The organism is Kitasatospora sp. NPDC036934 (assembly GCF_055608425.1).
In genome coordinates this window covers 60,592-74,289 of sequence record NZ_JBVJQR010000015.1, presented here as the reverse complement: position 1 = coordinate 74,289, position 13,698 = coordinate 60,592, and the positions used below count along the sequence as shown (strand labels likewise).

The window sequence follows — 13,698 nt, the reverse complement described above, 5'->3', positions numbered from 1 at the left end:
CCCCAGACACCGGGAGCCACCCCGATGACGGACCAGCCCACGACCCCCGACGCCGGCGTGCCCGAGGGGATCGACGACGCGGTACGGGCGGAGCTGACCAGCCTGCGCGAGAGCATCGACAACATCGACGCCGCGGTGGTCCACATGCTGGCCGAGCGCTTCAAGGCGACCCAGCGGGTCGGTCGGCTCAAGGCCGAGCACAAGCTGCCGCCGGCCGACCCGGCCAGGGAGCGCGACCAGATCAAGCGGCTGCGGGAGCTGGCCGCCGGGGCCAAGCTCGACCCGGTCTTCGCGGAGAAGTTCCTGACCTTCATCATCGCCGAGGTCATCCGCCACCACGAGGCCATCGCCCGCGCCTGAACGCGCCACCGCTGCGGGCGGACCGGGGCCGGCGAGGACCCCGGTCCGCCCGCAGCGGCAGCCTCCCGGCCGGCGTGAACCGACGGCGACCGGGGCCGCCCTCCGGCGGCGGCCCGCAGTCCGGTGATGTCGGGAGGGGCTAAGTCCCGGATTTCGTGCGGCTCCCCGGTTGGCGTAGCGTGCAGGTTTCCCCAGCCGGAGAGGTGGAGCAGCGACGATGGCGGTGAACCTGCCCGAAACGCCCAGCGGAGCTCCCAGCGAACCCGCCGGGTCAGCCCTGCCGGCCGTACCGGTCGCCGGGAACGACCAGGACGCGCCCGGTGGCCGTGCCGAGGCCCGCCGTCGGGCCGGCGGTCCGCGTGGTCGCAAGGCCCGCCGGGCGGGGCGTCGGCCCCGGCCGTGGTGGATCGAGCTGCCGGTGATGGTGGTCGTCGGGCTGGTGGTCGCGCTGCTGATCAAGACCTGCCTGTTCCAGGTCTTCACCATCCCGTCCGGCTCGATGGAGAACACCCTGCGGGTCGGCGACCGGGTCGGCGTGAACAAGCTCGCGCCGCTGACCGGCTGGGAGCCGGATCCGGGGCAGCCGGTGGTGTTCAAGGACCCGGGGAACTGGCTGCCGCCGCAGCCGGTCGACTCGAACCCGTTCACCAACGCGGTGAGCTCGGTGCTGAGCTTCGTCGGGCTGGTGCCGCCGAAGGACGACAACTACCTGGTCAAGCGGGTCATCGCGACCGGCGGGCAGACCGTGCAGTGCGCCGGCACCACACTGACCGTCAACGGCAAGAAGGTCGACGAGCCGTACCTGCACCCCGGTGACGACTCCTGCGCGGGCATGGACTTCGGCCCGGTGACGGTGCCCTCGGGCTACATCTGGGTCGAGGGCGACCACCGGAGCGACTCGGCGGACTCCCGCTGGCACCGGCAGGGCCCGGGCGGCGGCGCAGTGCCGGTGGGCAACGTGGTCGGCCCGGTGTCGGCCGTGGTGTGGCCGATCGGTCACTTCGACTGGTTCGGCTGGACCGGCCGCTGACCCGGCCGCCGGACTAGAGGTCCGCGCCCGCGGCTCCGGAGGCCGTCGCACCCGAGGTCATCGCCCCGGAGGCCGTTGCCCCCAGGCCCGTCGCCCCCGCGGCGGTGACGGGAGCGGAACCGGTGACGGGAGCGGAACCGGCTACGGTGACCGCTCCGCCACCGCCGTCCTCCGCAACCGCCTCCACCGCCGGCGGCTTGCTGGTCTGCGCGGCGACCGCGCCCGCCAGCACCAGCAGACCGCCCGTGACCTGGGGCAGCCCCAGGTGTTCGCCGAGCAGGACCCAGGCCAGCACGGTGGCGACGACCGCCTCCAGGTTGGCCACCACCCCGGCGACCGGAGGCGAGAGGTAGCCGACGGAGATGACGCCGGTGAGGTAGGCGAGCACGGTCGCGATCAGCACCATCCAGGCGGCCGGGATCAGCGCGGGCAGGCTGTGCCCGTTCATCACCACGGACCCGCCGAGCAGGCTCCAGTCGGCCTGCCAGGGCCGGGTGAGGACGGTGAGCAGCACGGCGCCGATCAGCAGCCCGAACGCGCTGACGGCCAGCGGGTCGACCGGGCGCTCGCCCCGGCGGCCGGCGTCGGCGAGCAGGAAGTAGCCGACCTGGCAGAAGGCCGAGCCGAGGCCGAACAGCACGCCCAGCGCGTCGAAGCTCAAGCCGTTCCAGACCTCCACCACGCAGGCCAGCCCGGCCACCGCGACGCCGGCGCCGATGGCAGCGCCCCGGGTGATCGGCTTGCGCTGCACGAACTTGACGTAGCCGATCAGCAGCGGCGGCCCGAGGTACTCGATGAGCAGGGCGACGCCGACCGGGATGCGGGAGATCGCGGCGAAGTAGCAGGCCTGGACGCCGGCCACGGCGAGCAGGCCGAAGCCGAGCATCAGGCCGGGGCGGCGCAGGACGGCGTCCCGGTGCCGGTAAGCGATCGGGAGTAGGGCCACGGCCGCGCCGGCGACCCGGAGCCACACCACGTGCATGGGGGAGAGCCCGGCCTCGATCAGCGGCTTGGCCGCGGTGCCGGAGCCGCCGAACGCGAAGGCGGACACCAGCGCGAGGCCGAGGCCGAGGGTTCGGCCTGGTGGGAGGGTGGGCGAGGCCGTTGATCTGTGCACTGGCGCATTCTGACAGTCATATCGACGCTTCGGTAAGGCGCCATTTCGTCATTCGGTCCTGGTTCCAACTGTCCGTAAAGGCGCCCTCACCTCAACCCGCCAGCGCGTCGAGACACCGACGCCCGTCGGCCACCGAGCGAGGTCGGTGGCCGACGGGCGTCGGTGTGAGGGCGGTGCGGCCCGGAGCCGGTCAGTTCCCGGTCCTGGCTCCCGCCCCCGAGATCGCGTCCGTCCCGCCGGTGGGCTGGGTGGTCGGCTGGCCGGTCGGGCCCGTGGTGGGCTGGGTGGTCGGCGTCGGCCGGGTGGTCGGCCGGCCGGTGGGCCGCGAGGTGGGCTGGGTGGTGGGCTGCCCGGTCGGGTCCGTGGTCGGCCCGGTGCCGCCGGAACCGGAACCGGAGCCGGAACCCGAACCCGAGCCGCCGGACGAGCCCGCGCCGGAGGTGTCGCCCTGCCCGGTGCCGGTGCCGGTACCGGTGCCGGCGCTCGGCGTGGCGCTGCCGGTCGACGGGGTGCCGCTCGGCGTGCTCGGGGCGGTCGGCAGGTCGGTGGCGCCGGAGTCGCCGCCGTCCGCCGGGGTCGGGAAGTCGCTGACCGGCTGGCCCTTGAGCGCGGCCTTCATGTAGCTGGTCCAGATCTGCGCCGGGAACTGGCCGCCCGCCGCGCCGTTGATCCCGCCGACGCCGCTCAGGCTGACCTGGGCGCCGGTGCCCGGGTCCTGGCCGAACAGGGCCACCGAGGTGACCAGCTCGGGGGTGTAGCCGACGAACCAGACGGACTTCTGGTCGTCGGTGGTGCCGGTCTTGCCCGCCACCGGGCGACCCAGCGCCTGGGCTCGGAAGCCGGTGCCGCCCGGGTCGCTCACCACGCCCTGGAGCATCGAGGTGACCCGGTTGGCGGTGTCCGTGCTGATCGCCTGGGTGGTCTTGTGCGCGGGCAGCTGCACGGCCTCGCCCGCCTGGTCCACCGACTGCACCAGCCACGGGGTGATCTGCTTGCCGCCGTTGTCCAGCGTGGCGTAGACGCCGGCCATGTCGAGCACGCTCGGGGTGGCCGCGCCCAGCGGGATGGAGGGCACCGGGTCCAGCCCCGGGGTGCTGCCGGGCAGGCCCAGTGCGACGCCGGTGTCCTTGACCTTCTGCAGACCGGTGTCCTGCGCGAGCTGGGCGAAGGCCGAGTTGACCGACCAGTCGATGGCCTGCTGAAGGGTGATCTGGCCGTAGCTCCTGTCCCCCTCGTTCGGCGGCGCGTACGGGGTGCCCTTGCCGCCGCGGACCTTGCGGCCGCTGGTGCCGTCGTAGACGGTGCGCGGGGTGATGGTCCGGCCGTCCTGGGTCTTGGCGTTGTTCTCGAAGGCGGCGGCCAGCGCGATCGCCTTGAAGGTCGAGCCGGCCTGGTAGTCGCGCCGGGTGGCGTTGTCGACGTAGTGCTTCACGTAGTCGACGCCGCCGTAGAGGGCGACGACCGCGCCGGTCTTCGGGTCCACCGAGACGGCACCGGCCTGGGCGGCCGCGTCCTTCTTCCGCTTGTCCGGGTTCAGGGTGTCGTGCAGCTGCGCCTGGACGGAGTCCTGGAGGGCCTGCTGGCGGCTCGGGTCGATGCTCAGCTTGATCGTGTAGCCGCCCTTGGCCAGCTCGGTCTCGCTGATGACGTTGTTCGAGGTGAGGTACTGGGTGGCTGCGTCCACCAGGTAGCCGGACTGGCCGGACAGGCCCGGGTTGGGCTGCGGGTCCTTGACGTCCGGGAAGGTGGTCTTGGCCCGCTCGTCGGCGGAGAGCCAGCCCTCCTTGACCATGCCGTCCATGACGTAGTTCCAGCGGTTGACGGCGTTCTGCTTGCCCGCCGGGGTCGCGGTGGCCACGTCGTAGGCGCTCGGGGCGTTCAGCAGGGTGGCCAGGTAGGCGCCCTGGGCCGGATTGAGCGCGGAGGCGTCGACGCCGAAGTACGCCTGGGCGGCGGCCTGGATGCCGTAGGCGCCGCGCCCGTAGTAGGAGGTGTTCAGGTAGCCGGAGAGGACGTCGTCCTTGCTCTCGGTGGCGTCCACCTTGATGGAGATGAAGAGTTCCTTCACCTTGCGGGTGATCGACTGCTTCTGGTCCAGGTAGGTGTTCTTCACGTACTGCTGGGTGATGGTGGAGCCGCCCTGGGTGCCCTCGCCCTTGGCGGTGTTGAGGGCGGCCCGGACCAGGCCCTGCACGTTGACGGCGCCCTCGTTGTAGAAGTTGCGGTCCTCGGCGGCCAGTGCCGCGTGCTGGGCGGCGGGGGAGACCTTGTCCAGGCCGACGTTCTGCCGGTTGGTCTGGCCGGTGCGGGTGATCACCGAGCCGTCGGAGTAGAGCCAGGTGTTGCTCTGGGCGGTCGCGGCGGCGTGCGCGTCCGGGACCTTCACCAGCGCGACCCCCAGCGCGAACAGGCCGACGCCCAGCAGCAGCGCCGAGGCGAGGCCGAGCAGCGTCATCCGCCAGGTGGGTATCAGCCGGCGCCAGCCGGTGCGCTTGGGGCGGCGCGGCTTCTTGCCGCCTGGTGGGGTGGTGGAGCGCTTGAGCCGTTTGACCGGCCGGAGGCCGATCGGCTGCCGGCCGCTCTGGGCGTTTCGGAACAAGGCGCGGCCTTTCCTGCGGGCGGACCGGGCCAGCCTGCACAGACGGGGACATCGGTGGTTAGGGACCTTTGTCCCGATTCCGGTTTACTGCCCTGGACGAGCCGGGTGGGCCCAATGGCTCCACCGGAACGGCAATCGAGACCGACATCACACATAAAACGGACATCAAGGGCCAAAAAATCGGGGAGCCCCTCGCTGCTGCGAGAGGCTCCCCAACTGTCTGTGCGCCGCCAGGGACTCGAACCCCGGACCCGCTGATTAAGAGTCAGCTGCTCTAACCAACTGAGCTAGCGGCGCTTGCTGACCCGGAAAACAATACACGGTTCCGGGGAGTGCCTCGAACCATGCCCGCCCCGCTGATGCCCCGGGCGCCCGTTTCCTCCCGGTTGGGGTGGAGTTCTTGCCCGGTTAGGGTGGAAGCGTGCCCAGCTCCCAGCCCGGACACCTCGCCCCCCACTCCCGACGCCCCCACCCCCGGAAGCGGTCCGACCGCGCACGGACGGCGGTCGCCGCCCTGCTGCTGCTCAGCACCGTGGCCTACACCGCGTGGGTGCTGGAGGTGGTGCTGAGCACCGGACTCGACCCGGTGCAGGCGTACATCAGCGAACTCGCCGCCGAGGACCAGCCGCTGGGCGGCCTCTTCCGCGCCACCGACCTGGCCGCCGGACTCTGCGTGCTCGCCGCCGCCGTCATCGCCCTCGTCACCGGGCAGGCCCGGCACCCCGGCGTCTCCGACCCCCATCCCGGCGTCCCTGGCCGCGATCCCGGCGTCCCCGGCCGCGGCGATCGCTGGGTGCTGGCCGGCTGGTCCGCCCTGGCGCTGTTCGGCGCCGCGACCGCCGCCGACTCCCGGCTGCCGCTCAGCTGCGCTCCCACCAGTGACGAGATGTGCGCCGCCCGGGAGACCGCCGGGCTGGTCCCGGCCACCCATACCGCGCACGCCGTCACCAGCAGCCTCGCCATGCTCGGTGCGCTCACCGGACTGGTCGCGCTCACCGTCGCCGCTCGTCGGCACCACCGCTGGCCGGCCGTACGCAGGCTCGGGCCCTGGCTGCTCGGCGCGGAACTGCTGGCCACCGGCTGGAGCCTCGGGGCGATCGCCGCCTTCCAGGCCGGGCGGGGCACCTGGGCGCTCGGCGCCGGGCAGCGGCTCCAGGTGCTGCTCGTCGCGCTCTGGCTGGGAGTCCTCGCCGTGGCCGTCGCCCGCTCTGCCCGCCCGGACCGCACAGCCCGCCCCAGCGGCCCGGCCCGCACGGGCGACTCGGGCGGCCCGGCCCTCGACCGGAGGCGGGCATGACCACCCCCGAGACCCCGGCGACCCCTGACACCCCCGCGATCCGGGCGCGCTTCCTGCGCATCGACGGTGTCCCGCTGCACGTCCGCACCGAGGGCAGCGGTCCGGTCTGCCTGCTCACCGGCGGCCTCGGCAGCAGCTGGTTCGACTGGGACCTCGTCGTCCCCTTCCTCACCCCGTACCGCACCGTCGTCCGCTTCGACCGGCCCGGCTACGGGCTCAGTGCCGCCGAACCGGCCACCGGGCGGCGGCCCGCCCCGACGCTGGCCGGCGAGGCCGGGCGGATCCGCGCGGTGCTGGACGGCCTCGGGCTGGACGGGCCCTGCACCGTGGTCGGCCACTCGCTGGCCGGCTTCCACGTGGAGGCCTTCGCCCGGCTGCACCCGGAGCGGGCCGCCGGACTGGTCCTGGTCGACGGCAGCGTGGAACCGGGGGCCCGCCCGTACCCGGCGCCGGTCGTACGGGACCTCGCGGCCCGGGCGGCGGCCGGCGCCGCGACCGCCCTCGCGGTGCCGTACCTGTTCGGCCCGACCGCGCGCCGGGTGACCGCCCGGCTGTCCACCGTCCGCCGCGAGGACCTCGCCCCGGCGCCGCTGGTCCGGCACTGCTACCGCACCGGCCGGGCGCTGCGCGCGCTGCTCCGGGAGAACGGGCGCTACCTCGACGTGGCCGCCGAGCTGGACGGGCTGCGGCGTACCCGGCCGCTGTCCGAGGAGCTGCCGGTCACCGTGCTGGCCGCCGACGACGGCTGCCGGAACGGCCGCACCGAGTCCTGGCTGGCCGGGCAGCGGGAGCTCGCGGCGCTGCTCGGGGCCGACTTCCGGATCACGGCACCGGCCGGGCACCTGGTGATGTTCGACCGCCCGGACGCGGTGGCCTCCGCCGTCCTCGACACCCACTGAGACGTCGCCCGCCGCCCCGGGGGACGGCAGTCGCTCGGAGAAACGCCTCAGGCCGCCCACCGGAGTGGACGGCCTGAGACCTTGCCATGTGCGCCGCCAGGGACTCGAACCCCGGACCCGCTGATTAAGAGTCAGCTGCTCTAACCAACTGAGCTAGCGGCGCTTGCTGACGTGGAAGACAGTACACGGCACCGGACCGATCCGCCGAATCGTATTCGGCCGATCACCCGGCGTAACGTGCGTCGTCCTCCCCGCCGGTCGTTCCCTCCCCGCCGGTCGTTCCCTCCCCGCCGGTCGTTCCCTCCCCGTCAGGCCGGGTGGTGGCAGGCGGCCTGGTGGTCGGCCGCCGTCCGGTCGCCGTCTAGCGTCGGCCGCTCCTGCTCGCACCGCGCCCGCGCCGTCGGGTCCGCGAGCCCGGCGTAGAGCGGGCAGCGGGTGCGGAACGGGCAGCCGGTGCGGCGCTCGGTGGGGGAGGGCGGGTCCCCGGCGAGCAGGATGCGGTCGCGGGCGCGTTCGGCGGCGGGGTCCGGCAGCGGGACGGCGGAGAGCAGGGCCCGGGTGTACGGGTGGCGGGGACGGTCGAAGACGGCGGACACCTCGCCCTGCTCGACCGTCCGTCCGAGGTACATCACGCTGACCCGGTCGGCGAGGTGCCGGATCACCGAGAGGTCGTGCGACACGAACAGGTAGGACAGCCCGAGCTCGGCTTTGAGCGACTGCAGCAGGTTGAGCACCCCGGCCTGGATCGAGACGTCCAGGGCGGAGACCGGTTCGTCCAGCACCAGCAGCTTCGGTCGGACGGCCAGGGCCCGGGCGATGGAGACGCGCTGGCGCTGCCCGCCGGAGAACTGGTGCGGGTAGCGGACCGCGTGGTCCGGGTCGAGGCCGACCTGGTGCAGCAGTTCGGGCACCCGGCGGGCGATCTCCTCGCGCGGGGCGTGCTGGGCGCGCAGCGGCTCGGCGACGATGTCGCCGATCGGCATCCGGGGGTCGAGGCTGGCCATCGGGTCCTGGAAGACGATCTGCAGCTCGGCCCGGAGCCGCTGGGCCTCGGCCCGGGTGAGCCGGGCGGTGTCGTGGCCGAGGAGTTCGATCCGGCCGGTCTCCGGGGCGCCCAGTCTCAGCAGTTCGAACAGGGTGGTGGACTTGCCGGAGCCGGATTCCCCGACCAGGCCGAGGGTCTCGCCCTCCCGCAGGTCGAGGTCGACGCCGTCCACCGCGTAGACCTCGCCGACCTTGCGCTTGAAAACCGCGCCCTTGAGCAGCGGAAACGTTTTTCCGAGCCCGCTGACCGCCAGTACCGGCGCCCGCTCGGAGCGGTCCCCGGTCGCCGGCCCGGACGGCAGTTCCGGCACCGGGTACACCTCGCTCGGCGCGGGCCGCCGCTCGGCCAGCTCGGCCGAGCGCACACAGGCGGCCAGGTGCCCGTCGTCCCCGCTCAACGGGGGCTCCGTCGCCGAGCAGCGCGCCTCGGCCAGCGGGCAGCGGGAGGCGAAGGGGCAGCCGGGCGGCAGTTCGGCCATCGGCGCCGGGGCGCCGGGGATCGGCACCAGCGGGCCGCCGCCACCGTCCAGTCGGGGCAGCGCGCCGATCAGTCCGAGGGTGTACGGGTGGCGCGGGGCCGCGAACAGCTCGTCCACCCCGGTGGTCTCGACCACCCGGCCCGCGTACATCACGGCGACCCGGTCGGCGGCGCCGGCGATCACCCCGAGGTCGTGGCTGACCAGGACGAGGGCCGCGCCGGTCTCCCGCCGGGCGGTGCGCAGCACGTCGAGCACCTGGGCCTGAATGGTGACGTCCAGGGCGGTGGTGGGTTCGTCGGCGAGCAGGATGTCGGGCTCGTTGGCGATGGCCATGGCGATCATCGCGCGCTGGCGCATGCCGCCGGAGAACTCGTGCGGAAAGCTGTCCAGGGCCCGGTCGGGCGCCGGGATGCCGACCAGGTCGAGGAGTTCGGCGGCCCGGCGGCGGGCGGTGGCCCGGTCGACCGGCTGGTGCACCCGGACGGCCTCGGCGATCTGGTCGCCGATCCGGTAGACCGGGGTGAAGGCGGACAGCGGGTCCTGGAACACCATGGCGACCTTGCGGCCGCGGATCGCGGCGAGCTCCCTGCCGGGCAGGCCGACCAGCTCCCGGCCGTCGAGCCGCACCGAGCCGGAGATCCGGGCGGTGCCCGGCAGCAGCCCGAGCACGGACAGCGCGGTGACGGACTTCCCGGAGCCGGACTCGCCGACGATGCCGAGGGTCTCGCCGCGCCGCAGGGTGAGGTCCACCCCGCGTACGGCGGGCACCGGGCCGTGCGGGCCGGCGAAGTCCACCGACAGGTCCCGGACGGCGAGCAACGGGGTTTCGACGGCGGTGGTCACTTCTGCTTCCTCCGGGGGCGGCGGGAACGCCGGGGCGCGCCCTGGGCGGTGGGGTCCAGGGCGTCGCGCAGCCCGTCCCCGACCAGGTTGACGGCGAGTACGAACAGCACCAGCAGCCCGGCCGCGAAGTAGAACATCCAGGGGAACACCGGGGCTTCGCTCGTCCCGGTGGCGAGCAGGGTGCCGAGCGAGACGTCCGGCGGCCGGACGCCGAAGCCGAAGTAGGAGAGCGCGGTCTCGCTCATCACCGCGCCGCCGACCGCGATGGTGGCGTCGACGATGAGGAAGGAGGCGACGTTCGGCAGGATGTGCCGGCTGATGATCCGCAGCGGCCGGACGCCCATGAACCTTGCGGCGCGCACGAATTCGCGCTCGCGCAGGGAGACGGTCATCGAGCGGACCACCCGGGCGGTGATCATCCAGTTGAACAGGGCGAGCAGCAGCACGAAGGCGATCCAGCCGCTGCTGCGCAGCCGGGGCGAGACCACGGTGATGATCAGGAAGCTGGGGAAGACCAGCATCAGGTCGACCAGGAACATCAGCGCCCGGTCGGTCCAGCCGCCGAAGTAGCCGGCGCAGGCGCCGACCAGGGAGGCCAACACGGTGGAGAACAGGGCCACCAGCAGGCCGATGATCAGTGACTTCTGCAGCCCCCGGACGGTCTGGGCGAACACGTCCTGGCCGACCCCGTTGGTGCCGAACCAGTGCTCGGCGGACGGGGGTTGGTGCAGCGCGGTGAAGTCGGGGGCGGCGTAGTCCCAGGGCGTCAGGTACGGGCCGCCGAAGGCGAGTGCGAACAGCAGCAGGATCAGCACGGCCCCGGCGACGGCGCCCCGGGCGGCGCGCAGCCGGGCCAGTACGAGCCGGCCGCGGCCGGTGGCCCGCGGCGGTCGTCCGGGGGTGCCGGCCGGGACGCCGGCGGGGGAGTCGGGGTCGGCCGACTCGGCGACGACGGTCATCTCAGCTCACCTCCGGTCAGACCCGCACGCGCGGGTCGAGGGCGGCGTGCAGGGTGTCGGCCAGGAAGCCTGAGGCGAGCACGACGACGGCGGTGAACAGGTTGATCGCCACCACCGAGTTGACGTCCTGTTCGTTGATCGACTGGATCAGCCACTCGCCCATGCCGTGCCAGCCGAAGATCGTCTCGGTGAAGATCGCGCCGGTGAAGATGGCCAGGAAGCTGTACGCGAACATGGTCGACATCGGGATCACGGCGGTGCGCAGCCCGTGCTTGAGCAGGGCCCGGCGGCGGGTGAGGCCCTTGGCCTCGGCGGTGCGCAGGTAGTCGGAGCCCAGCACGTCGAGCATGGTGCCGCGCTGGTAGCGGCTGTAGGTGGCGAGGCCGCCGAGGGCGAGTGAGACGGTGGGCAGCAGCAGGTGCAGGGCCCAGTCGCCGAGGTGGGTGCCGAGGCCGCCGGTCAGTCCGGGGGTCTCGTAGCCGGTGAACGGGACGACCTCGTGGCCGGCCGCGTCCTTGGCGGCGATCGCGCCGTTCTTGAGGAACAGCGCGACCAGGAAGACCGGGGTGGAGAGCAGCACGAAGGACACCACGGTGAGCAGCCGGTCGGAGATCCGGTACTGGCGCACCGCGCTCCACGCCCCGGCGGCGACGCCCAGGACGGTGCCGAGCAGGCTGCCGATCAGCAGCAGCCGCAGCGAGACCCAGACCCGGCGGCCGAAGTCGTCGGTGACCGGGGTGTCGTGGATGGTCCGGCCGAGGTCGCCGTGGAGCAGGCCGCCGGCCCAGTGGCCGAAGCGCTCGACGACCGGGGTGCGGTCGTTCAGGTTGAGCGCGGTGAGTTGGCGCTCGACCGATTCGGCGGACGGGCGCGGCACCTTGGCGTCGAAGTACGTGCGCGGCTGCAGGGCGCTCGCGGAGATCGCGTACGCCAGGAACACGGCGGCGATCAGCAGCGCCGCGTAGTAGCTCAACCGCTTCGCCAGGTAGCGGAGCATCAGCGGCCGCCCGGGGCGGGGGCGGCGACGCGTCTGGTGGGCATCGGCTGGTGGCCTTCGGTCGGGGCCCGGTCGGGGCGTCGGTCGGCAGGGTGGGGAGGGCTGTCGGGAACGCGCAGGTCAGAGTGAAGCACCGTGGTGCGGCCGCGGTGTTGCGCCGGGATTGCGCCGCGTGACGGCTGGATCAGGTGTGCGTTCCTCCCCCTGGTGGCGGATCTGATCCGCTGTTACGTTCCTCTGGCTCGGTGCCGGATTGAGTGCCCACGCTCAAGCCCGGTCATGCCTCCCGCGACCCAACTCCTGCCACCGATCCCAGGGGGACCCTCATGGACGCTTCCCGTACGGCCCGTCGCCTCGGCCGGTCGGCCGCCCTCGCCGTCGCCGTCGCACTGGCGCTCACCGCGTGCACCTCCGGCGGTGGCTCGGCCGGTGACGTGGCCAAGGGCGAACCCCCGAGACAGGACTCCCAGGACATCAACGCCAAGCCGCTGGACCAGGTCAAGGACGGCGGCGAGGTGCGCTTCCAGCTGGACCAGTGGATCACCCAGTGGAACCCGCTCCAGGTCGACGGCGGCTCCTACACCGACACGGTGGACCTCATCCGGGCGCTGGAGCCGACGCTGTTCGGCACCGACGCCTCCGGCACCTTCCAGCCGAACCCGAACTACCTGGTGGACGCCAAGGTCACCTCCACCTCGCCGCAGGTGGTCACGTACAAGCTGAACCCCAAGGCCAAGTGGTCGGACGGCAAGCCGCTCAGCTACCTGGACTTCAAGGCGGACTGGCAGACCAGCAACGGCAAGGACCCGGCGTACAACATCGCCGATCCGTCCGGCTACGAGCTGATCTCCGCGGTCGAGCAGGGCGCCGACCCGTCCGAGGTGAAGGTCACCTTCGCCCAGCCGTACGCGGACTGGCAGAACCTGTTCCGCCCGCTGATCCCGGCGGCGGGCATCTCCACCCCGGACGACTTCAACAAGGCCTGGGTGGAGCGGATCCCGATCACCGCGGGCGCGTTCAGGATCGGGACGGCGGACAAGACCGCGCAGACCCTCAGCCTGGTCCCGGACCCGGCCTGGTGGGGGACCAAGCCCAAGCTGGACAAGATCACCTTCCGGGTGATGGACAAGTCGGCGAGCATCCAGGCCTATCTCAACAACGAGATCGACCTCGCCTCGGCAGGCACCGCCGCCGCGTACGGCCAGCTCAAGGACGCCAAGGACACCGTGATCCGGGCCGCCAGCCCGTGGGACGAGGTGCACATCTCGTTCGGCGGGAACGGTGCGCTGGCGGACCAGAAGGTCCGCCAGGCGCTCGGCAGGGCGCTCGACCGCTCGGCGCTGATCAAGATCGCCAACAACGGGGTGCCGGTGACCTTCAAGCCGCTCGGCAACCACATCATCATGCCCAACCAGGCCGGCTACCAGGACAACTCCGGCGACTGGGCCACGTTCGACCTCGCCGCGGCCAAGAAGCTGCTGGACGAGGCCGGTTGGAAGGAGTCCGGCAGCGGTCAGCCGCGGACCAAGGACGGGAAGCCGCTGGAGCTCCACTGGGTGCTCAGCGACGGCACCGCGCAGGCCCAGCTCGACCTCGCCACCGCGGCGGCGGCGATGTGGCAGCAGGCCGGGGTCAAGGTCGACCTGGACAAGGTGGCCGCCAACGACTTCTTCTCCAAGTACATCACCCCGGGCAAGTTCGACCTCGCGAGCTGGCGCAACACGGACTCGTTCCCGAACTCCAAGAGCCTGGCCAACTTCCGCCTGCCGGTGGGCGACAACTCCTTCCAGAACCCCTCGCGCCTCGGCAGCCAGGAGATCGACGACCTGTTGAAGAAGGCGGCCGGAACGGTCGACCCGGCGGAGGCCGCGAAGCTCTACAACCAGGCGGACGCGAAGATCTGGGAGCTCGGCCACACCGTCGAGCTCTACCAGCGGCCGGTCGTGGCGGCGGTCCGCAAGGGACTCGCCAACTACGGTGCCTTCGGCCTCGGGAGCGAGGACTACAGCAAGGTCGGCTGGGAGAAGTAGCCCGTGCCGCCGAGGCGGCGAGGGCGACCGCACGGCAGGCGCTG

Annotated in this window: 10 protein-coding genes and 2 tRNA genes; 5 read left to right on the top strand and 7 right to left on the bottom strand. The window is 72.8% G+C overall.

All coding sequences use genetic code 11. The features are described 5' to 3' along the window. The first annotated feature begins 24 nt into the window (after window positions 1–24). Both ACZ7BZ_RS23605 and lepB read left to right on the top strand, forming a co-directional pair. On the top strand, window positions 25–360 hold the full coding sequence (locus ACZ7BZ_RS23605; protein ID WP_380461243.1) for a chorismate mutase: 336 nt from the start codon (window positions 25–27) through the stop codon (window positions 358–360). A 217-nt stretch (window positions 361–577) separates the two neighbouring features. Beyond that, window positions 578–1,390: a signal peptidase I gene (gene lepB, locus ACZ7BZ_RS23600; protein WP_470360025.1), complete on the top strand. Its 813-nt coding sequence runs from the start codon at window positions 578–580 to the stop codon at window positions 1,388–1,390. A 13-nt stretch (window positions 1,391–1,403) separates the two neighbouring features. Here the strand turns inward: lepB and ACZ7BZ_RS23595 are convergent, their stop codons facing one another. The 3 genes from ACZ7BZ_RS23595 to ACZ7BZ_RS23585 form a co-directional block, all read right to left on the bottom strand. Continuing rightward, a complete protein-coding gene (locus tag ACZ7BZ_RS23595) occupies window positions 1,404–2,507 on the bottom strand; it encodes an EamA family transporter (RefSeq protein ID WP_470360024.1) in 1,104 nt (367 codons plus the stop codon). A 190-nt stretch (window positions 2,508–2,697) separates the two neighbouring features. Further along, window positions 2,698–5,106 (bottom strand): transglycosylase domain-containing protein, encoded by a 2,409-nt coding sequence (locus tag ACZ7BZ_RS23590; protein WP_470360023.1) that lies wholly within the window; start codon window positions 5,104–5,106, stop codon window positions 2,698–2,700. 223 nt (window positions 5,107–5,329) lie between these two features. Then, window positions 5,330–5,403, bottom strand: a tRNA-Lys gene (locus ACZ7BZ_RS23585). Between the two features lie 217 nt (window positions 5,404–5,620). Here ACZ7BZ_RS23585 and ACZ7BZ_RS23580 point away from each other — a divergent pair. Next, on the top strand, window positions 5,621–6,403 hold the full coding sequence (locus tag ACZ7BZ_RS23580; RefSeq protein WP_470360129.1) for a DUF998 domain-containing protein: 783 nt from the start codon (window positions 5,621–5,623) through the stop codon (window positions 6,401–6,403). Then, window positions 6,400–7,302: an alpha/beta fold hydrolase gene (locus ACZ7BZ_RS23575; RefSeq protein WP_470360022.1), complete on the top strand. Its 903-nt coding sequence runs from the start codon at window positions 6,400–6,402 to the stop codon at window positions 7,300–7,302. Before ACZ7BZ_RS23580 ends, ACZ7BZ_RS23575 begins: the two co-directional genes overlap by 4 nt. Window positions 7,303–7,391: 89 nt before the next feature. Here the strand turns inward: ACZ7BZ_RS23575 and ACZ7BZ_RS23570 are convergent. From ACZ7BZ_RS23570 to ACZ7BZ_RS23555, 4 genes are all read right to left on the bottom strand, one after another. Then, window positions 7,392–7,465 (bottom strand) — tRNA-Lys (locus ACZ7BZ_RS23570). A 145-nt stretch (window positions 7,466–7,610) separates the two neighbouring features. Beyond that, window positions 7,611–9,668: an ABC transporter ATP-binding protein gene (locus tag ACZ7BZ_RS23565; RefSeq protein ID WP_470360021.1), complete on the bottom strand. Its 2,058-nt coding sequence runs from the start codon at window positions 9,666–9,668 to the stop codon at window positions 7,611–7,613. Continuing rightward, the gene (locus ACZ7BZ_RS23560; protein ID WP_470360020.1) at window positions 9,665–10,627 is read right to left on the bottom strand and encodes an ABC transporter permease; all 963 of its coding nucleotides are present in this window, start codon (window positions 10,625–10,627) and stop codon (window positions 9,665–9,667) included. The genes ACZ7BZ_RS23565 and ACZ7BZ_RS23560 overlap by 4 nt, the downstream gene beginning before the upstream one ends. Before the next feature lie 16 nt (window positions 10,628–10,643). After that, window positions 10,644–11,624: an ABC transporter permease gene (locus ACZ7BZ_RS23555; protein ID WP_380461236.1), complete on the bottom strand. Its 981-nt coding sequence runs from the start codon at window positions 11,622–11,624 to the stop codon at window positions 10,644–10,646. 326 nt (window positions 11,625–11,950) lie between these two features. Between ACZ7BZ_RS23555 and ACZ7BZ_RS23550 the strand changes: the two genes are divergently transcribed. Then, window positions 11,951–13,654: an ABC transporter family substrate-binding protein gene (locus tag ACZ7BZ_RS23550; protein WP_470360019.1), complete on the top strand. Its 1,704-nt coding sequence runs from the start codon at window positions 11,951–11,953 to the stop codon at window positions 13,652–13,654. Window positions 13,655–13,698 lie beyond the last annotated feature (44 nt).

Coding starts and splice junctions, on each gene's coding strand:
- ACZ7BZ_RS23550 (WP_470360019.1), top strand. CDS start 11,951: ATGGACGCTTCCCGTACGGCCCGTCGCCTCGGCCGGTCGGCCGCCCTC.
- ACZ7BZ_RS23560 (WP_470360020.1), bottom strand. CDS start 10,627: ATGACCGTCGTCGCCGAGTCGGCCGACCCCGACTCCCCCGCCGGCGTC.
- lepB (WP_470360025.1), top strand. CDS start 578: ATGGCGGTGAACCTGCCCGAAACGCCCAGCGGAGCTCCCAGCGAACCC.
- ACZ7BZ_RS23575 (WP_470360022.1), top strand. CDS start 6,400: ATGACCACCCCCGAGACCCCGGCGACCCCTGACACCCCCGCGATCCGG.
- ACZ7BZ_RS23555 (WP_380461236.1), bottom strand. CDS start 11,624: ATGCTCCGCTACCTGGCGAAGCGGTTGAGCTACTACGCGGCGCTGCTG.
- ACZ7BZ_RS23605 (WP_380461243.1), top strand. CDS start 25: ATGACGGACCAGCCCACGACCCCCGACGCCGGCGTGCCCGAGGGGATC.